Raw genomic sequence first — 16,261 nt, 5'->3', positions numbered from 1 at the left:
CGGGCCATCGGTCCGCCCCTTCGTCACAAGAAGACGGGCCCGCTCGATCGGCGCCCGAAAATGGGTGGGAACGGCGGCATGGAAACAAGCGCGCCCCTGGATATCGTCATCGTCGGCGGGGGAACGGCCGGCTGGATGGTGGGCACGGCCTTGGTCAGCGGCCTGCGCCCGCATCAGGCGCGGGTGCGGCTGGTGGAGTCCGACGAGATCGCCACCGTCGGCGTCGGCGAGGCCACGATCCCGGCCATGCGCGACTACAACCGCTTCGTCGGCATCGACGAGGTCGAGATGATGCGCGAGACGAACGGCACGTTCAAACTCGGCATCGAGTTCCTCGACTGGGGCTTCAAGGGCTCGTCCTACCACCATCCGTTCGGGGTGCATGGCGCGGCCATCGGCGGCGCGGGCTTTCACCATCACTGGAATCGGGCCCGGCTGGCGGGCCACGACTTCGACATCGAGCAGTTCTCCTACGCCATCGCCGCGGCGCGGGACGATCGCTTCGAGTTCCCCAATCCCGATCCCGACAAGATCGATTCCACCTACAGCTACGCCTATCACTTCGACGCCAGCCTCTATGCGAAGTACCTGCGCAAGGTGGCCGAGGGGCGGGGCCTCAAGCGCACCGAGGGCAAGGTCGTCGACGTCACGCGCGATCCGCTGTCCGGCGACGTGGCCTCGATCACCCTGGCCTCCGGCGAGGTGATCAGGGGCGACTTCTTCGTCGACTGCACGGGCTTCCGCGGCCTGCTGATCGGCCAGACCCTCAATAGCCCGTTCGAGGAATGGACCGACTGGCTGCCCTGCGACCGGGCCTGGGCCGTGCCCTGCGCCCGCGCCGACCGCTTCACGCCCTTCACCCGCTCGACCGCCCGCGAGGCCGGCTGGCAGTGGCGCATCCCGCTGCAGCACCGCACCGGCAACGGCTACGTCTATTCGAGCCGCTACATCAGCGACGACGAGGCGGCCGCCACCCTGATGGCCAATCTCGACGGCGAAGCCCTGGCCGAACCGCGCCAGATCCGCTTCAAGGCCGGTCGGCGGACGGCTTCCTGGACGCGCAACGTCATGGCCGCGGGCCTGGCCAGCGGCTTCCTGGAGCCGCTGGAGTCGACCAGCATCTACCTGGTCCAGATCGCGGTCATGAACCTGCTCAAGCTGTTTCCGGGCAAGCGGGTCGAGCCGGCCCTGGTCGAAGAGTTCAACCGCCGGGTCGACATGGAATACGACCGGGTGCGCGACTTCCTGATCCTGCATTATCACGCCAACACCCGCACCGACGGCGCGCTCTGGAAGCATTGCCGCGAGATGGAAATTCCAGAGAGCCTCAAGCACAAGCTGGAGCTGTTCCGGCATCGCGGCGTGGCGCCCAACTACCATGACGGCCTGTTCGCCCTGCCGAGCTGGATCTCGGTGCTGCTGGGGCAGGGCGTCTTGCCGGGCGGATATGACCGGATGGTCGACAATGTGCCGCTGTCGCAAGCCCTGGCCGAGATGGAGCGCCAGCGCTCGGCGATTACCCGGCGGGTTCCGTCCATGCCGACGCACGCCGACTTCGTCGCCAGCCATTGCGCAATTCCTCGTCCGATCGCGGAGGCCGTGGCATGAGCCGGCCCGTGCGAACCGTCGTGGTGGTCGGCGCCGGCGCGCCGCTGTGGCTGACGGCCCTGGCCCTGCGCAAGGCCTTCGGGGCCGGCGGCCTGGTGGTGCGCGCCGTCGAGACCGCGCCGCCGACGCCGGGTCTTTCTCACGCGGGCCTCCCGGCCGTCGGCAACCTGCATCAGCTGCTGGGCCTGTCGGATGTCGAACTGGCGCGCCGTTGCGGCGCCGTTCCATCCCTGGGCCAGCGGTTCGCCGGCTTTGCGGGCGACGGCTCGGCCTTCCTGCACCCCTACGACACCCACGGGCATGCCGTCGATTATGTCGACTTCGTCCACCACTGGGTGCTGGCGCGTCGGCGCGGGCTGAAGACCGGGCTGGAGGACTTCTCGCTGGGCGCGGCCGCCGCCAAACAGGGGCGGATCGTCGAGGGCGACGATCCCGGCCGGCTGTCCTCGCCGGGCGTCGGCCTGCATGTCGACGCGATGGCCTATGCCGCGCTGTTGCGGCAGCGGGCGCTGACGGACGGCGTGAGCGTCGAGCAGGGCGCCGTGACTGAGGTCGAGCGCGAGGGCGAGCGCATCGAAGCGCTGCGCCTGGAAGGCGGCGCGGTGGTGGCCGGCGACCTGTTCGTCGATGTCGGCGACGGCGCTTTGATCGGCCAGATGCCGGGCGCGGGCTTCGAGGCCTGGAGCGCCTGGCTGCCGTTCGACCGGGTTCTGCCGATGGCCGGGCAACGCCTGAACACCTTGCCGGCCTACGCTCACATCGAGGCCGTCGACGGCGGTTGGGTGGGGCTCTATCCGTTGCAGGACCATACGGCGGGCCTTGCGGTCTACGACTCCCAGGTCGCCGACGCGCAAGGCATGGTCCGTCGGGCCGAGGGCGTCTCGCCCCTGGGCTGGCGGCAGGGCGAGGCGATGGTCCTGAAGCCGGGCATGCAGACGCGGCCCTGGATCGGCAACTGCGTGGCGCTGGGCGCCGCGGCGATCGCGCTGGACCCCTCCGACGCCGCGCCGATGCACGCCTTGCAGGCGGGTCTGTCGCATCTGGTGACGCTGTTTCCGGCCGACATCGATAGCGGCCCCGAAGCTAGGGCCTACGGTGCGGCTATGGCGGCGCATGGCCGGAGCCTGCGGGATTTCCAGGCCATGCACTATCACCTGAACCGCCGAAGCGGCTTGCCGTGGGAAGCCGCCCGACGCGTCGAACCGCCGGCCGACCTGGCCTACAAGCTGCGACTGTTCGGCGCTCGCGGCGTCGTGCCGACCCGCGAGGACGAGGCCTTCCAGCCCGCCAACTGGGCGGCCTGCCTGATCGGTCACGGCGTCATTCCGCAGGCGCATGATCCGTTGGCCGAGGGCGTCAGCGAGGCCGAGCAGATCCAGATCTTCCAGAAGATCCTGGGCCGCATCGCCGCCGATGTCGGCCGGATGCGTCCGCTGGAGGCCAGGCTGGCGGCAATGGCCCAGCGGCCCGCCGCGCAGGCTCCCGCGCCCCTGCGGTTCACGTGAGCGAGGCGATCCGCGACATCGTCGTCGTAGGCGGCGGCACGGCCGGCTGGATGACCGCCGCGGCGCTGGCCCAGACGGTCGGGACGCGCCGCTATTCGATCACCCTGGTCGAGTCCGAGCAGATCGGAACCGTGGGGGTGGGCGAGGCCACCATCCCGATGATCCTGCTGTTCAACAAGGTGCTGGGCCTGGATGAGGACGTCTTCATCCGCGAGACCAACGCCACCTTCAAGCTGGGCATCGAATTCGTCGACTGGCGGCGGCTGGGGCACAGCTATTTCCATCCGTTCGGCCTCTACGGCGCGGACATGGACGGCGTCGGCTTCCAGCACTTCTGGCTGCGCTGGGCGCGCGAGAGCGGCGACCGCAACCACGACGGCTTCAACGCCGAGACCCTGGCGGCGGCGACCGGGCGGTTCATGCGCACGCCGCCGGCGCCGAACCTGCCCAAGATCAACTACGCCTTCCAGTTCGACGCGGCGCTCTATGCGGCCTTCCTGCGCCGCTATGCCGAGGCCAGGGGCGTGGTCCGTGTCGAGGGCAAGATCGCCGGCGTCGAGCGGGACGGCGAAAGCGGCCAGGTCTCGCGGCTGGTGCTGGACGACGGCCGGACGATCGGCGGCGACTTCTTCGTCGACTGCTCGGGCTTCCGCGGCCTGCTCATCGAGGAGACGATGGGGGCGGGCTACGACGACTGGAGCCGCTGGCTGCCCTGCAACCGCGCCGCCGCCGTGCCCTGCGAACGGGCCGGCGAACTGACGCCCTACACGCGGGCCACGGCGCGCGAGGCCGGCTGGCAATGGCGCATCCCGCTGCAGCATCGCAGTGGCAACGGCTACGTGTTCTGCGACGCCTTCATCGGCGAGGACGAGGCCGTGCGCCTGCTGGGCGAGCGGCTGGACGGCGCTGCCCTGGCCGACGCCAAGATCCTGAAGTTCACCGCCGGTCGTCGTCGCAAGAGCTGGATCGGCAACGTGCTGGCCATCGGCCTGTCGAGCGGCTTCCTGGAGCCGCTGGAGTCGACCAGCATCCACCTGATCCAGGCCGCCATCGCCAAGCTGCTGACCCTCTTTCCGAAAACGGGCTTCGATCCCTTCGTGGTCGACAAGTTCAATCGCGAGATGGCGCTGGAATACGAGCAGGTCCGCGACTTCATCATCGCCCACTACAAGGTCGGCGAGCGCGACGACACGCCGTTCTGGCGCTGGTGCCGCGACATGGTTCCGCCCGACAGCCTGGCCCAGCGGCTGGAGGTGTTCCGCGCGCGCGGCGAGGTGCTGATCGACCAGAAGGAGCTCTTCAAGGAGACCAACTGGTTCGCCATCCTGGTGGGGCAGGGACTTGTGCCCGACGGCCACCACGCCGTCGCTGACGCCATCTCGTCGGAGGAACTGCGTTCGCGCATGGGCCGCATCCGGGCGGCGATCAACGAGCGGGTGGCGGGCATGCCGCCGCACGACCTCTATCTCGAAAAGGCCGGCCTTCTGGGCGCCGCCGCCCGCGCGGGCAGACGCGTACCGGCCTGATTGGTCCGACCATTTGTCGAATTGGTATGACTTCCAGTTTGACAAATCGCCTGCGATCCCGCGAATGCTAGCGGTAACAAGCGCGCAGGCGCGGGGCTCGGGAGGTTATTCGATGAGAGGTTTCGGCGCCTGGCTCGGTGCGAGCGTCGCGATGGCCGCCCTGCTCACGGCAAGCGTGGCGGCGGCGGAGATCCCGCGTCTCGAAAAGCACGGCGCCTCGGCGCGGCTGGTCGTCGACGGCAAGCCGATGCTGATCCTGGGCGGCGAACTTGGCAACTCCAGCGCCTCAAGCCGCGCCTACATGGCCAGGCACTGGCCGCGCCTGAAGGCGATGAACCTCAACACGGTGCTGGCGCCGGTCTCCTGGGAGCTGATCGAACCGAAGGAGGGCGTCTACGACTTCTCCAGCGTCGACGACCTTATCGCCGACGCCCGCGCTCACGACATGAAGCTGGTTCTGCTGTGGTTCGGGGCCTGGAAGAACAGCATGTCGACCTACGTCCCGGCCTGGGTGAAGCGCGACCAGACGCGGTTCCCGCGCGTGAGGGCGCAGGACGGTTCGACGGTCGAGATCCTGTCGGCCTTCTCCGACAACACCCGCGCCGTCGACGCCAGGGCCTATGCCGCGCTGCTGGCCCACCTGAAGAAGGTCGATGGCGAGCGCAGCACCGTCCTGATGGTCCAGGTCGAGAACGAGATCGGCATGCTGCCCTCGGCCCGCGAACATGGCGCCGCCGCCGATGCGGCCTATGCCGGCCAGGTTCCGCCGGCCCTGATCCAGAAGTTGAAAGCTGGCGGCGAGGCGATCGAGCCGGAACTGCGCGATCTCTGGAAGCGCAACGGAAGCAAGGACAAGGGAACCTGGGCTTCTGTCTTCGGCGCCGACGAGGCCGGGCAGGAGGTGTTCACCGCCTGGTCCTACGCCCGCTACACCGAGGCCGTGACGGCGGCGGGCAAGGCGGCCTATCCACTGCCGATGTACGTCAACGCAGCCCTGAACCGCACAGGCAAGAAGCCAGGCGAGTATCCCAGCGGCGGGCCGCTGCCGCATCTGCTCGACGTCTGGAAGGCCGGCGCGCCGAGCCTCGACCTGCTGTCGCCCGACATCTACTTCCCGAACTTCAATGACCTGGCCGCGCGGTTCGTGCGGCCCGACAACGCGCTGTTCGTGCCCGAGGCCAACAACGCCAGCGCCCCGGAAACCCCGGCCAACGCCTTCTACGCCTTCGGCAAGCTCGATGCGCTGGGCTTCTCGCCTTTCGCCATAGAGAGCGTCAACGCCGAGGAGCACAAGGCGATCGCTGACGCCTATGACGTCCTGCGCCAACTGACGCCCGTGCTGCTGCACGCCCAGGGCAAAGGGACCATGGCCGGTTTCAAGCCCAGGGTGCTGGAGGACGGGACCGTGCAGGACGCGCCGGTCAGCCAGGTGATGGGTGACTATCGCTTCGAGGTCGGCTTCATCGATCCCTGGACGCCCAAGGCCTCGCAGAAGCCCGCGACCCAAGGCGGGCTGATCATCCAGACCGGTCCCGAGGAGTATCTGATCGCCGGTCGCGGGATCGTCGTCACCTTCGCCGGCGCCGGCAAGGGACCGCCGCTCGCCGGGATCGACAAGGCCGAGGAGGGCGTGTTCGACGCCCAGGGGCGCTGGGTCCCCGGCCGCCTGCTCAACGGCGATCAGACCCACCAGGGACGTCACATCCGCCTGTCGCCCGATCAGTTCCAGATCCAGCGGGTGAAGTTCTACCGCTATCGCTGACCAGGACGGGACCTCCGGATCGGTCCGGAGGTCCCGCGCCGTCAGAAGCTGTAGGTCACGCGGGCATAGTAGTAGCCGCCATTGATCCCGAACGGCGAGAAGCTGGGATAGAGCGCCACGCCCGGATTGCCGGCCGCGATCGAGGCGGCCGTGCCCGCTTGGTTCAGGTTCTCTGGGTAGACGTCGAACAGGTTGTTGGCCCCGATCGACGTCTTCACCGCCTCGGTGACCGCATAGGTCAGTTCCAGGTCGGTGATCAGGTGCGACTTGATGCGGTCCTTGAAGTAGGTCCCGTTGACGTTGGTGTAGGCCCAGGCGAGGCCGTAGAGCGTGTTGGTCAGGCTCACGGTCCAGCGGTCCTTGGCGTAGACCGCCGTCAGGTTGGCCTTGTAGCGCGGCGAGGCGTGTTCGAGGAAAGCGATGGCGGCCCGGTCGTAGAGCACGGCGCTGCCCAGGCCCGAGGGCGGGGCGGCGATGTGGGTGACCTTGGTCTGGTTGACGTTGACGCCCAGGGTCCAGTCGATCTTTCCGAGGTCGCCAAGATCGGTCCAGGTGGTGGCGAGGATCTCGACGCCGCGCGTGCGGGTGTCAAGGCCGTTGGAGAAAAGGTTTATGCCCGTCGTGCCCACGGTGGGGTCGAGCACATTGCCGTTGGCGGTGATGGCGTTGGTGATCGCCGCATTGACCACGGCGCCGCCAATCTTGCCGTACAGCGCGCCGCTGCCGACGATGCGGTCTTCGATCTTGATCTGGTAGGCGTCGATGGTCAGCGACACGCGCGGCAGGGGCGTAGCGACGATCCCGACGCTGAGATTGGTCGACTTCTCGGGGTCCAGTCCGTCCAGGCCCAGCAGCCTGGCGCCGGCCGAGCCCGGCGGCAGCTGGACGAAGGCGGTGGTCGGCGAGACGTTGGTGGCTGAGTAATAGAGCTCCGCCAGGGTCGGCGCGCGGAAGCCGCTGCTGACCGTGCCGCGCACCGCGAAGGCCGGCGTGAAGTCGTAGCGGCCGGTCAGCTTGGCGATGTCGGCCGAGCCGAAGTCGCTGAAGTCCTCGTGGCGGACCGCGAAATCGAGCTTCAGGTTCTCGACCGGCGAGGCGGCGAGGTCGGCATAGACCGCCCAGCTGTCGCGCTTGTGCTTGCCGGCGTCGGTGAGCGCGAAGCCCGGATAGGACTGCGAGCCGGACTTGTAGCGCGCGGCTGCGTCGCCGGCCTGGATTTCATAGCTTTCGTTGCGCTGCTCGGCGCCCAGGGCCAGCGTCAGCGGCGAGGCCCAGCCGACCTCGAACTCGCGGCTGAAGTCCAGATTGTTGGTCCATTGGGTGGAGATGAAGTCGCCGGCGTGGAACTCGGTCGGGGTGGCGCCGGTGTCGGCATAGAGTTGAAGGTTGGCCGACTTGCGCACCCGCACCTCGTGGTCGTCACGGCCGTAGGTGCTGGAGAGATCGTAACGCCAGCCGCCAAGCGCCTGGCCCTTGATCCCCCCGGTCAGGGCGTAGTCGGTCTCCAGCGTTTCCAACATCGGGCTGAAGCCCTTGGGATAGATCGCCGGCAGGCGGTTGGGCAGGCGATAGTTCTCGTAGGCCGTGGCCTTCTTCACGCCGTAGGTGCCGAAGCCGTAGACCTCGAGCTGGTCGCTGGCCTTCCAGCCGGCCGAGACCGTGCCGGCGGTGATCTGGTAGCGGGCGTCGCCGGCGATGCGGTTCACGTACGGATAGCCGGGCAGGGCGGTCGGCCAGCTCGGATTGGCGGCGACGGCGGCGGGGGCGACGATCCGCGCGTCCGGCGCGCCGCGGAAGCTGAAGTCGTGGAAGCGGTTCTCCAGCGTGACGTTGACATAGGCGCCGGGCGCGGGCGCGAAGCCGGCGTTGGCCGACAGGCTGTAGGTCTCGCCGTCGCTTTCGTAATAGGCGCCGCCGGTCGCCGAGGCGCTGCCGCCGTGGTCGTCGTCCTTGAGGATGATGTTGATGACGCCTGCGATGGCGTCGGTGCCGTACTGGGCGGCCGCGCCGTCGGTCAGAACCTCGATGCGAGCGATCGCGGCGGTCGGGATGAAGTTGAGATCGGCCGCCGCCGAGCCCTGGTATGCCCCGGCCAGCACGGCGAGGTTGGCGGTGCCGTGGCGGCGCTTGCCGTTGATCAGCACCAAGGTCTGGTTGGCGCTGACCCCGCGCAGGCGGGCAGACAGGGTCAAGTTGGCCGCGTCGCCGCCGAAGGCCTGGGCGGTGAACGACGGCACGAGGTTGCTGATGGCGAGACGCAGGTCGGACTGGCCGGTGCGCGCCAGGGCCTCGTCGCCGATCACTTGCACCGGCGCGGCGCTGTCGACCGCGCGGACGCCGCTCTGGCGGGTGCCGGTGACGATCACCGCCTCGACCGAGGCGACATCGGGCGCTGCCGGTTCCGGCGCCGGATCGGCGAGCGCGGCCCCGCCCCACAGGGCCGTCGTCAAGGCGAGCGTCGACGCGCCCAGAATTTGGGTTTTCATCCTATCCCCCGATGAAAGTTCAGATTGTTGAGATGGGCGATCGGCCTGGGAAGCGGCCCCGTCGCACGGCGGGTGTCGGGCGTGGCGACCGAACTGGGTGGCCGCCACGCTCGGGTTGGTTGTCGCTAGCAGCCCGTCAGCGGGTCTTGGCGGCGACGAATTCGATCTCGACCAGCGAGCCGGGCAGGACCAGACCCGCCACCTTCACCGTGCTGCGCGCCGGCTTGTTGGGCTGGGCGGTCGTGCCGAAGGCTTCGGCCCAGGCCTTGTTCAGGCCCGCGAAGTCGATCTCGCCGCTCTTGGCCGGATCGCCGACCAGGAAGACGGTGGCCTTGACCACGTCGCCATGGCCAAGGCCCTCGGCCTTCAGCGCCGCTTCCAGCTTGGACAGCACCGAGCGGGTCTGTTCCTCGGTCGTGCCGGGTTTGGCCTTGTCGGCGATGGTGGGCAGGGCGCCGCTGAGGAAGACGAGTTCGGTCCCGGCCGGGACAGCCACGGACGGGGTGATGGCGATCGCGCCGGATGACGGCGCGCGGCGGATTTCGGCCGCGCTTGCCGAGCCCGCCGCGAAAGCGGCGGTCAGAACAAGAGCGAAGGCGAGCTTGCGGATCATGGACGGGTCTCCGTTCGGGAAAGGGTGAGGCGGTCGGCGCGGACGTGCTGGGCGATCAGGCCGACCGTGCGGCGGGCGGCGGCGACGCCGCCCTCCTGCCAGCTGGGCAGTTGCGAGAGGTGGGCGCCGGACAGGAAGATCCGGCCCTGGGGCTGGTTCAGCAGGCCGTAGGCGGCAGGGTCGTTGCCGTCGCCTTCCCAGTGGATCCAGGGGCCGAGGTTGAGGGCCTGGCGGTTCCAGTCGATCACCAGCGGAGCCGAAAGCTCGCGGCCCTTGCCGGGGTGCAGCTTGTCGATCGCGGCGCGGGTGACGGCGACCTGGTCGTCGAAGCTTCGCGCCTGGAAGGTCCGCGCCGCCGCCCCGACGGTGTAGGCGCCGACCAGCAGGCCGCGCGGTTGGTGGAAGCCGCCGCTGGGGTACCAGACGAGCGTGGTCTCGCCGCCCACGAACGACAGGCCGCCATAGATCTGCTCGGCCTCCCAGAAGCGTGGGGAGTCGAAGGCCACCTTGGTGGCGTTGTCGTAGCGGGCGCCGGCGATGGCGGCCTGGACCTCGCCGGGCAGGTCGTTGGCGACCTTGGCCAGGATCGGCAGCGGCACGGTGACGACCAGGTAGTCGGCGGTCAGCTTGCGCGAGGCGCCGCCTTTGCGGTCGCGGATGGCGACCTCGGCCGTGTGCTGGTTCTGGCGGAAGGCCGTGACCTCGGCGCCGAGCAGCAGCGGTCCCTTCAGCGCCTTGGCCAGGGCCTTGGGAATGGCGTCCATGCCGCCGGTCGGCTCCAGCATGGTGGCCTGCATGAGGATGTTCTCCTCGAACAGGGCGTAGGGCAGGGTTTCGTCGGACAGCAGGTCGCGCAGGGCCAGCGGCGGCCGCGCCACGCCCTTCTGGCCGGCCGCGCCGGGCGCGGTGACATAGCCGGACCGCTCAGACCCCCTGTAGGCGCCGCCGGAGTCGAGGTCGCCGTAGGTCTTGAGGAAGGCCAGCAGCCGTTCCTTGTCGGGGACGGTGAGTTCCTGGTCCAGGCCGCCGCCGCGCGTGGCCTTGGCCAGTAGTTCCGACAGCCCGCCGCGCAGGTCGTTGATCGCCTGGCGCTGCTGGATCGGCTTGCCGCCGAATGCGGCGTCGGATTGCAGCAGGCTGCTGCGGCTGGAATTGACCTCCACCTCCAGCGGCACGTTCAGGGCCTTGGCGTAGGACAGGACGCCCTGGTGGTGGCTGGGCAGGCGGGCGGGGCCGGCGTTGAAATAGAGACCGTGCGAGAAGGCTGCGGTCTGGTCGGGACGGTCCAGCGTCTCGACGCGGTCGCCGCCGCGGATGGTCCAGTTGCGGCCGCCGACCCGATCACGGGCCTCGACCACGGTGACGGAAAAGCCGGCGCGTTCGAGTTCGTAGGCGGCGACCAGGCCGGCGATCCCGGCGCCCAGGACGACCACCGAGCGCCCCTTGCCGAAATCGCGCGGCAGGTCGGGCGCTTCCTGCGCGAAGGCCGTGGATGTCAGACCCAGGCCCTGGAGGGCCGCGTAGCCGGCGGCGAAGCCTCCAAGGGCGAAGGCGCGGGTGATGAACGAGCGACGGCTGACCAAGATTGAGAACGCCCCGTACTAGGACCTCCCCAAGAAGCGGCCGCCGCCGAAGCGGCGGCCCAGGTGAACGCGGGGAAGTCGCCAAAGAAGGAGAGCGGCGCGCTGCGTCGCCTCCGAGTGGTATTCGGCTGCTGCTCTGGGTGTTCTGGTATTCAGAAAAACTGCGTTCGCTTGCGGTTCGGCTTTCAGCGTTTCGTCTGAAATTGTTTGTGCATTGAATTTGATGGCTAATCAGATTGTCTGCGCACGCCTTGTCGTACTTGCGCAGCCTTATGAGTAATTCTGCATCTCTTGATGAGCCGCGGATCGTTGAGCGGGCGTCATCGGCGCCGATCAGCGCGGCGACTACATCGTCCAGCGCAGGCCCAGTCGGAACTCTCGGCCGGTGTGGTGGCGATAGGTCGGGATCAGCGTCCGGTCGCTGAACTGGCGCTGATAGGCGTCGGTCAGGTTGGCGGCCTCGGCCGTCAGGGCCAAGCGCGGCGACAGGGTGAGCCTGGCGGCGGCGTCCAGCGTGGTCAGCGGATCCACCCCGTCGACGTCGCCGCCGTTGGGGGCGGGGATGGTGGCGAGATAGCGGCTGCGGTGGCTGAGAGCGGCGCGCGCCTCCAGCCTGGGGCGCTGGTAGGCGAGGCCGATGTTGGCCGCCACGCGCGGCGCGCCCAGGGCATCCTGCATGTCGACCCAGGTCCCGCTCTGGTCGAGCAGCCTCACCACCGTGCGCGTGTAGGCCGCCGCGCCCTGGACGCTCCAGTTTTCGCCGAGCGGGGCGCGAAACGAGATTTCCACGCCCGTCAGTCTGCCTGGACCCGAATTGATCGGACGCGAGAACTGCCAGATCGGCAGGCCAGGCGAGCAGTCCGGCGCTGTCCCGCAGGCCTCGAGCGCGACGCTGTCGGGCAGTCCGAACGGGTTGGCCGAGAACGGGGCGGGCCGGGTGCTCGTGCCCTGCACGGTGGTGGCGATGGCCTTGCGATAGACGGCGGCCGAGACTTGCACGCCCTGGCGTGGTCGCCAGTCCACGGAGAGATCAAAGGCGTCGGCGCGTGTGGGGCGCAGGTCCGGATTGCCCGACGAGGCCGACTTGGCGCCGGTGGTCGAGACGCTGACACCGGGCCGCAGGCTGATCAGGTCAGGACGCACCATCACCCTTGCCGCGCCCAGCCGCATGATGATGTCGGGCGACAGGCTCCAGGCCAGGTTCAGCGACGGCAGGGTGGACCAGTAGTCATTGGCGGCGCTGGTCCAGCGCGCGACGGCGTCGGCTCCGACATCGAGGCTGGCCGCGTCGACCCTTGTGTGGATCACGCGCACGCCCGCTTCGCCCCAGAAGCGGCGCGAGGGGGAGCGGGGCAGGGCCAGTTGCAGGAAGGCCGCGTCGGAGCGTTCGGTGACATCGTAGTTCAGGCCGGCGACGGTGCCGGGGCCCAGTTCGAAGCCTGGACATTCACTTGTCGCGCAGGCCGCCGCGAGCGCCGCGCGGGTGTCGATCGCCAGCCATTGGGCGGGGGCGCCGACGACGCCGAAGTCGACGCCCCGGCCGACGAGGCGCACATAGTCGGCCAGGGAGAGCGTGCGCAGGCTCGCCGGAAGCTCGGCGTTGATGTTGCCGATCCCGCCGTCCGAGCGCATCCGGGCCGAGCCGACGTTGCGATAGGTCTTGGCCAGCAGGCCGACGCGCCAATCCACCGGACCCGAGCGGTTTTCGAGATCCAGCGCCAGCGACCGATAGCTGTTGTCGACCCAGTTGGGATCGGAGCGGAACTCGCTGATCGTCCAGGCGTCGGGCGTGGCCAGGGCGGCGTCGCCGAAGCTCAGCGCCGGACGGCTTCTGTCGGAGAAGTCGTACGCGAAACCGTCGACATCGAACTGCTCCAGATAGAGCGTCTGCTGGACGGGATTGCTGAAGTCCGATCGACTGAAGCCGGCCAGCAGCCGGCCTTCCAGGCCCTCGCGAAACCGGTGGGTCGCCGCCAGGGTGGTCTGGCGGAAGATGGTGTTCAGCTCGTCGCGGCGGGCCTCGGAGCGCACATCGACATTGTCGAACCGGCCGGCGATCAGCACTGGCTTGCGGCCGCCGAACAGGGCGATGTCGGCCGCCGTGACCGCCACGGCGTTTATGCCGCAGCGCGGATCGGGCGATGCGGCGCAGGCGCCGGGCGTGCGGAAGGTGAAGCTTTCCAGCAGGTTCTCGCGCCGGCTGGAGCGCAGCTCGGCATAGATCGTGTCCAGCGCGATGCGGGTGGCGTCGTCCGGCCGCCATTCCAGGGAACCGGTCAGGCCCACGCGCTCCTGGTCGATCTCCATCAGCTCCAGCCGGGGAATACGGGCGTGCAGGGCGGCGTTGACGGTGGCGAGGTCGAGCGGTGCGGCGGCGGACCCGAAACCGGGCGCGATGGCGACGCCGGTCTCCCACTGGCCGGCGCTGGCGCCGGCCTCGACCACCGAACGGCCTGAATAGGCGGCCGAGACCAGGACGCCCAGCCGGCCCGCGGCGTCGCGTCGGGAAAGCACCGCCGAGACCCGGGGCCGGGCCTCGCGCGACAGGGCCTGGTAGCCGGCCTCGACGATGAACACCGCGTGGCGGCGCGGCAGCTCCAGGGGCGAGCGGGTGCGCATGTCGATCGTCGCCCCCAGCGAGCCCTCGTCGACGTCGGCCGAGGCGGTCTTCTGCAATCGCACCTGCTTGAACAGGTCGGCGGCGAAGATGTTGTAGTCGAAGGCCCGGCCGCGATTGGTGCCGCCGACGGCGTTGCTGGCGCCGAAGGTGGCCAGGGTTTCCATGCCGTTGACCCGTACGCGCGTGAAGCGGCCTCCCACGCCCCGGACGGCGATCTGGCGCGCCTCTCCGGCCTCCGGACCGGCGGTCACGCCCGGCATCTGCCGCAGGGCGTCGCCCAGGCCCAGCGCGCCGGCGCCGCGAAGCTGTTCCTCCAGCAGGACGTCGACCTGGGCCGGGGCGTCCCGCGCCTGTTCGGTCGCGGGCTCGGCCAGGGGGCGGGCCAGCACGCTGATCGGCGTGACCAGGGTCGGTTCATCGCCTTGGGGTGTCGAGGAGCGGAGCGGCGAGGGCGGCGCGGTCGCGACGGCCCGGGTGTGGCGGTTCAGGGTCACGACGCCAGATGACGAGATCGAGAAATCCAGGTCCGAGCCCGCCAGCAGCATCCGGAGGGCCTGGTTCAACGACATCGATCCCGACAGACCGGGCGCACGGCGGCCGGCGGTCAGGGCCGATGGGGCGGCGATCACCGCGCCGGTGCGCGCCGACACCGACAGCAGGGCCGTGGCCAGGGGCTGGGCCGGCTGGTCGAAGGCGAAGGATCGTTCGGGCGTCGCCGCCAGGACGGGGGCGGCCATCAACCAGCCCGCCGCCATCGCCCCGATCGCGGGAGCGGCGTTCATCACGGCGGCGAGGAGGTGGGTCCGGGCCGGACGTCGATCGTCCGCTGGCCGCCGGAGGTGCGAACGTTGACCGGCAGGATCTCGGGCAGGCTGGCGATGAACCGGTCGGCCTGGTCGAGCTGGAAGCTGGCGGTGATCCGAAGGGCGGCGGCGCGGGGCGTGACCTGTAGTCCGGCATGACCCCGGGCGACCAGGTCGGCGACCACGTCGCCCAAAGGGGCGTCGGCATAGGCCAGGCGTCCGGCGCGCCAGGCGGCGGCTTCGGTCGGGGCGGGCAGGCGCCCCCCTTGGGCGCGGCCGTTCTCGACAAGCACGTAGTCGCCGGCCCCCAGTCTGGCGACCTCCTTGCGCGCCTCGCCCTGATAGACGGCGACCCGGCCTTCCTCGACCGCCACGCGGACCTGGCCGCTGGCGCTGGTGCGAGCATCGAAGCGCGTACCCAGCACCTCGACTTCCGTCTGCCCGATCTCGACCTGGAAGCGACGACCGTCGGCCTTGCGCACCGCGAAGAAGGCCTCGCCGCGTTCAAGCACGTATCTGCGGTCGTTCCAGCGCGACGCCTGGGCCAGCCTGCTGCCCGGCGCCAGGGTCGCCGAGCTGCCGTCTTTCAGGGCGACCTGCCGGGCCTGGGCGCCGGTCTCCAGCGGGGCGGGCGGCGTTGCGGCGAAGACCGCGATGGCCAGGCACGCGGCCAGCGCTGTCAGCCCGCCAGCCCAGGCGGCGGGGCGCGTGAGGAAGGCGCGGCGCGGCGCGTCGACGGGAGGATGCGCCAGCGATTGCAGTTCGCTCAGCGCCAGCAGCACGGTCTCGGCTTCTTCATAGGCGCGCGCATGCGCCGGATCGGCGTCGAGCCAGCGGCGCAGGTCGGCCGAGCGCTCCGGCGGGAACGGCTCGCCCGACACCGCCAGGGCCCAGGCCCGGGCTTCCCGCCCGATCGGCGAGTCAGGATCGACGGTTGCGTTCACGCGACAGGCCCCTGTAGTCGGCTTTGTAGTCGATAACGCCGCGCGCCAGGGCGCGCTGGCAGACGGCGGTGGTTTCGTCGATGGTCTTACGGACCAGGGCTTCGGAGACGCCCTCGCGGCGGCCGATCTCGGCGAAGCTGAGACCCTCGATCCGGTTGGCCGCGAGATAGCGGCGATGCCGGTCCGGCAGGCCCGCCACCACCTTTTCCAGCAGCTTCAGGTCGTCGCGCGCGATGAGCGCTCGCTCGATGTCGGGCGCATCGTCCGGTTCCAGCGCCGGTGCGGAAGCGTCCAGCAGGCGGGCGGTGCGCTGGCGACGCCGACGGCCGTCGAGCGTCAGGTTGATGGCGACGCGGAAGACGAAGGCGCGCGGGCTCTCCAGCGAACGGTCCGACGGCCGTTCCCCGAGCTTGAGGAAGGCCTGTTGAGCGACGTCCTCGGGATCGGGCGGGCCCGGCCCGAACCGCGCGCGCAGGAAGGCGCACAGGTCGCCCCAGTCCTGGGCGTAGGCGCGCCGATAAGCCGATCGGTCTTTCCACAGCTCGTCGTTGCGAGCTTCTGGCCGCTCCGCCGTCGACACGAGGTCTCCCCAAACATCCGGTCTCGCCGGTTGGCGCGACGATGCTGGCGAAAGTCCGCCCGATCAATGGACGACGAAAAATTATGGATCATCGGTCGTTTTCTTGTGCGGATCGGCGCCCGCCAGGCGTCGTTCAATGTCGGGAAGAAAAGCGGAGAAAATCTCCGAATTTATTTAAGTTACCGGTACCTTTTTCTCTTTTCGTGTCGATTGCGACATGCTTATTTCAAT

10 protein-coding genes are annotated in these 16,261 nt (G+C 69.5%); 4 read left to right on the top strand and 6 right to left on the bottom strand.

Going from position 1 to position 16,261, the window contains the following annotated elements:
* The first annotated feature begins 78 nt into the window (after nt 1-78).
* From DDF62_RS19965 to DDF62_RS19950, 4 genes are all read left to right on the top strand, one after another.
* A complete protein-coding gene (locus DDF62_RS19965; RefSeq protein ID WP_116490737.1) occupies nt 79-1,608 on the top strand; it encodes a tryptophan halogenase family protein in 1,530 nt (509 codons plus the stop codon).
* Nucleotides 1,605-3,113 (top strand): tryptophan 7-halogenase, encoded by a 1,509-nt coding sequence (locus DDF62_RS19960; protein WP_116490722.1) that lies wholly within the window; start codon nt 1,605-1,607, stop codon nt 3,111-3,113. Before DDF62_RS19965 ends, DDF62_RS19960 begins: the two co-directional genes overlap by 4 nt.
* The gene (locus tag DDF62_RS19955; RefSeq protein WP_116490721.1) at nt 3,110-4,639 is read left to right on the top strand and encodes a tryptophan halogenase family protein; all 1,530 of its coding nucleotides are present in this window, start codon (nt 3,110-3,112) and stop codon (nt 4,637-4,639) included. The genes DDF62_RS19960 and DDF62_RS19955 overlap by 4 nt, the downstream gene beginning before the upstream one ends.
* Before the next feature lie 112 nt (nt 4,640-4,751).
* Nucleotides 4,752-6,401: a GH35 family beta-galactosidase gene (locus DDF62_RS19950; RefSeq protein WP_116490720.1), complete on the top strand. Its 1,650-nt coding sequence runs from the start codon at nt 4,752-4,754 to the stop codon at nt 6,399-6,401.
* Between the two features lie 41 nt (nt 6,402-6,442).
* Here the strand turns inward: DDF62_RS19950 and DDF62_RS19945 are convergent, their stop codons facing one another.
* The 6 genes from DDF62_RS19945 to DDF62_RS19920 form a co-directional block, all read right to left on the bottom strand.
* Nucleotides 6,443-8,887, bottom strand: coding sequence for a TonB-dependent receptor plug domain-containing protein (locus DDF62_RS19945; protein WP_116490719.1), 2,445 nt, complete (start codon nt 8,885-8,887; stop codon nt 6,443-6,445).
* A 136-nt stretch (nt 8,888-9,023) separates the two neighbouring features.
* Nucleotides 9,024-9,500 carry a Rid family hydrolase gene (locus DDF62_RS19940; protein ID WP_116490718.1) on the bottom strand — a complete coding sequence of 159 codons (477 nt, stop codon included), beginning with the start codon at nt 9,498-9,500 and terminating at the stop codon, nt 9,024-9,026.
* Complete coding sequence (locus DDF62_RS19935; protein WP_279629673.1) at nt 9,497-11,083, bottom strand: flavin monoamine oxidase family protein; 1,587 nt, start codon at nt 11,081-11,083, stop codon at nt 9,497-9,499. The genes DDF62_RS19940 and DDF62_RS19935 overlap by 4 nt, the downstream gene beginning before the upstream one ends.
* Nucleotides 11,084-11,428: 345 nt before the next feature.
* The gene (locus tag DDF62_RS19930) at nt 11,429-14,440 is read right to left on the bottom strand and encodes a TonB-dependent receptor (RefSeq protein ID WP_165832313.1); all 3,012 of its coding nucleotides are present in this window, start codon (nt 14,438-14,440) and stop codon (nt 11,429-11,431) included.
* 44 nt (nt 14,441-14,484) lie between these two features.
* Nucleotides 14,485-15,450 carry a FecR family protein gene (locus DDF62_RS19925; RefSeq protein WP_116490716.1) on the bottom strand — a complete coding sequence of 322 codons (966 nt, stop codon included), beginning with the start codon at nt 15,448-15,450 and terminating at the stop codon, nt 14,485-14,487.
* Nucleotides 15,428-16,030 carry an RNA polymerase sigma factor gene (locus DDF62_RS19920; RefSeq protein ID WP_116490715.1) on the bottom strand — a complete coding sequence of 201 codons (603 nt, stop codon included), beginning with the start codon at nt 16,028-16,030 and terminating at the stop codon, nt 15,428-15,430. Before DDF62_RS19920 ends, DDF62_RS19925 begins: the two co-directional genes overlap by 23 nt.
* Nucleotides 16,031-16,261 lie beyond the last annotated feature (231 nt).

The sequence above is a fragment of the Caulobacter radicis genome (genome assembly GCF_003094615.1).
Classification (GTDB): domain Bacteria; phylum Pseudomonadota; class Alphaproteobacteria; order Caulobacterales; family Caulobacteraceae; genus Caulobacter; species Caulobacter radicis.
The sequence above is the reverse complement of the archived record's forward strand: the minus strand, read 5'-3'. Positions and strand labels throughout refer to the sequence as shown.

Excerpts from the sequence above, each read along its gene's own strand:
- DDF62_RS19965 (WP_116490737.1), top strand. The coding sequence starts at position 79 with ATGGAAACAAGCGCGCCCCTGGATATCGTCATCGTCGGCGGGGGAACG.
- DDF62_RS19960 (WP_116490722.1), top strand. The coding sequence starts at position 1,605 with ATGAGCCGGCCCGTGCGAACCGTCGTGGTGGTCGGCGCCGGCGCGCCG.
- DDF62_RS19950 (WP_116490720.1), top strand. The coding sequence starts at position 4,752 with ATGAGAGGTTTCGGCGCCTGGCTCGGTGCGAGCGTCGCGATGGCCGCC.
- DDF62_RS19945 (WP_116490719.1), bottom strand. The coding sequence starts at position 8,887 with ATGAAAACCCAAATTCTGGGCGCGTCGACGCTCGCCTTGACGACGGCC.
- DDF62_RS19940 (WP_116490718.1), bottom strand. The coding sequence starts at position 9,500 with ATGATCCGCAAGCTCGCCTTCGCTCTTGTTCTGACCGCCGCTTTCGCG.
- DDF62_RS19930 (WP_165832313.1), bottom strand. The coding sequence starts at position 14,440 with ATGGCCGCCCCCGTCCTGGCGGCGACGCCCGAACGATCCTTCGCCTTC.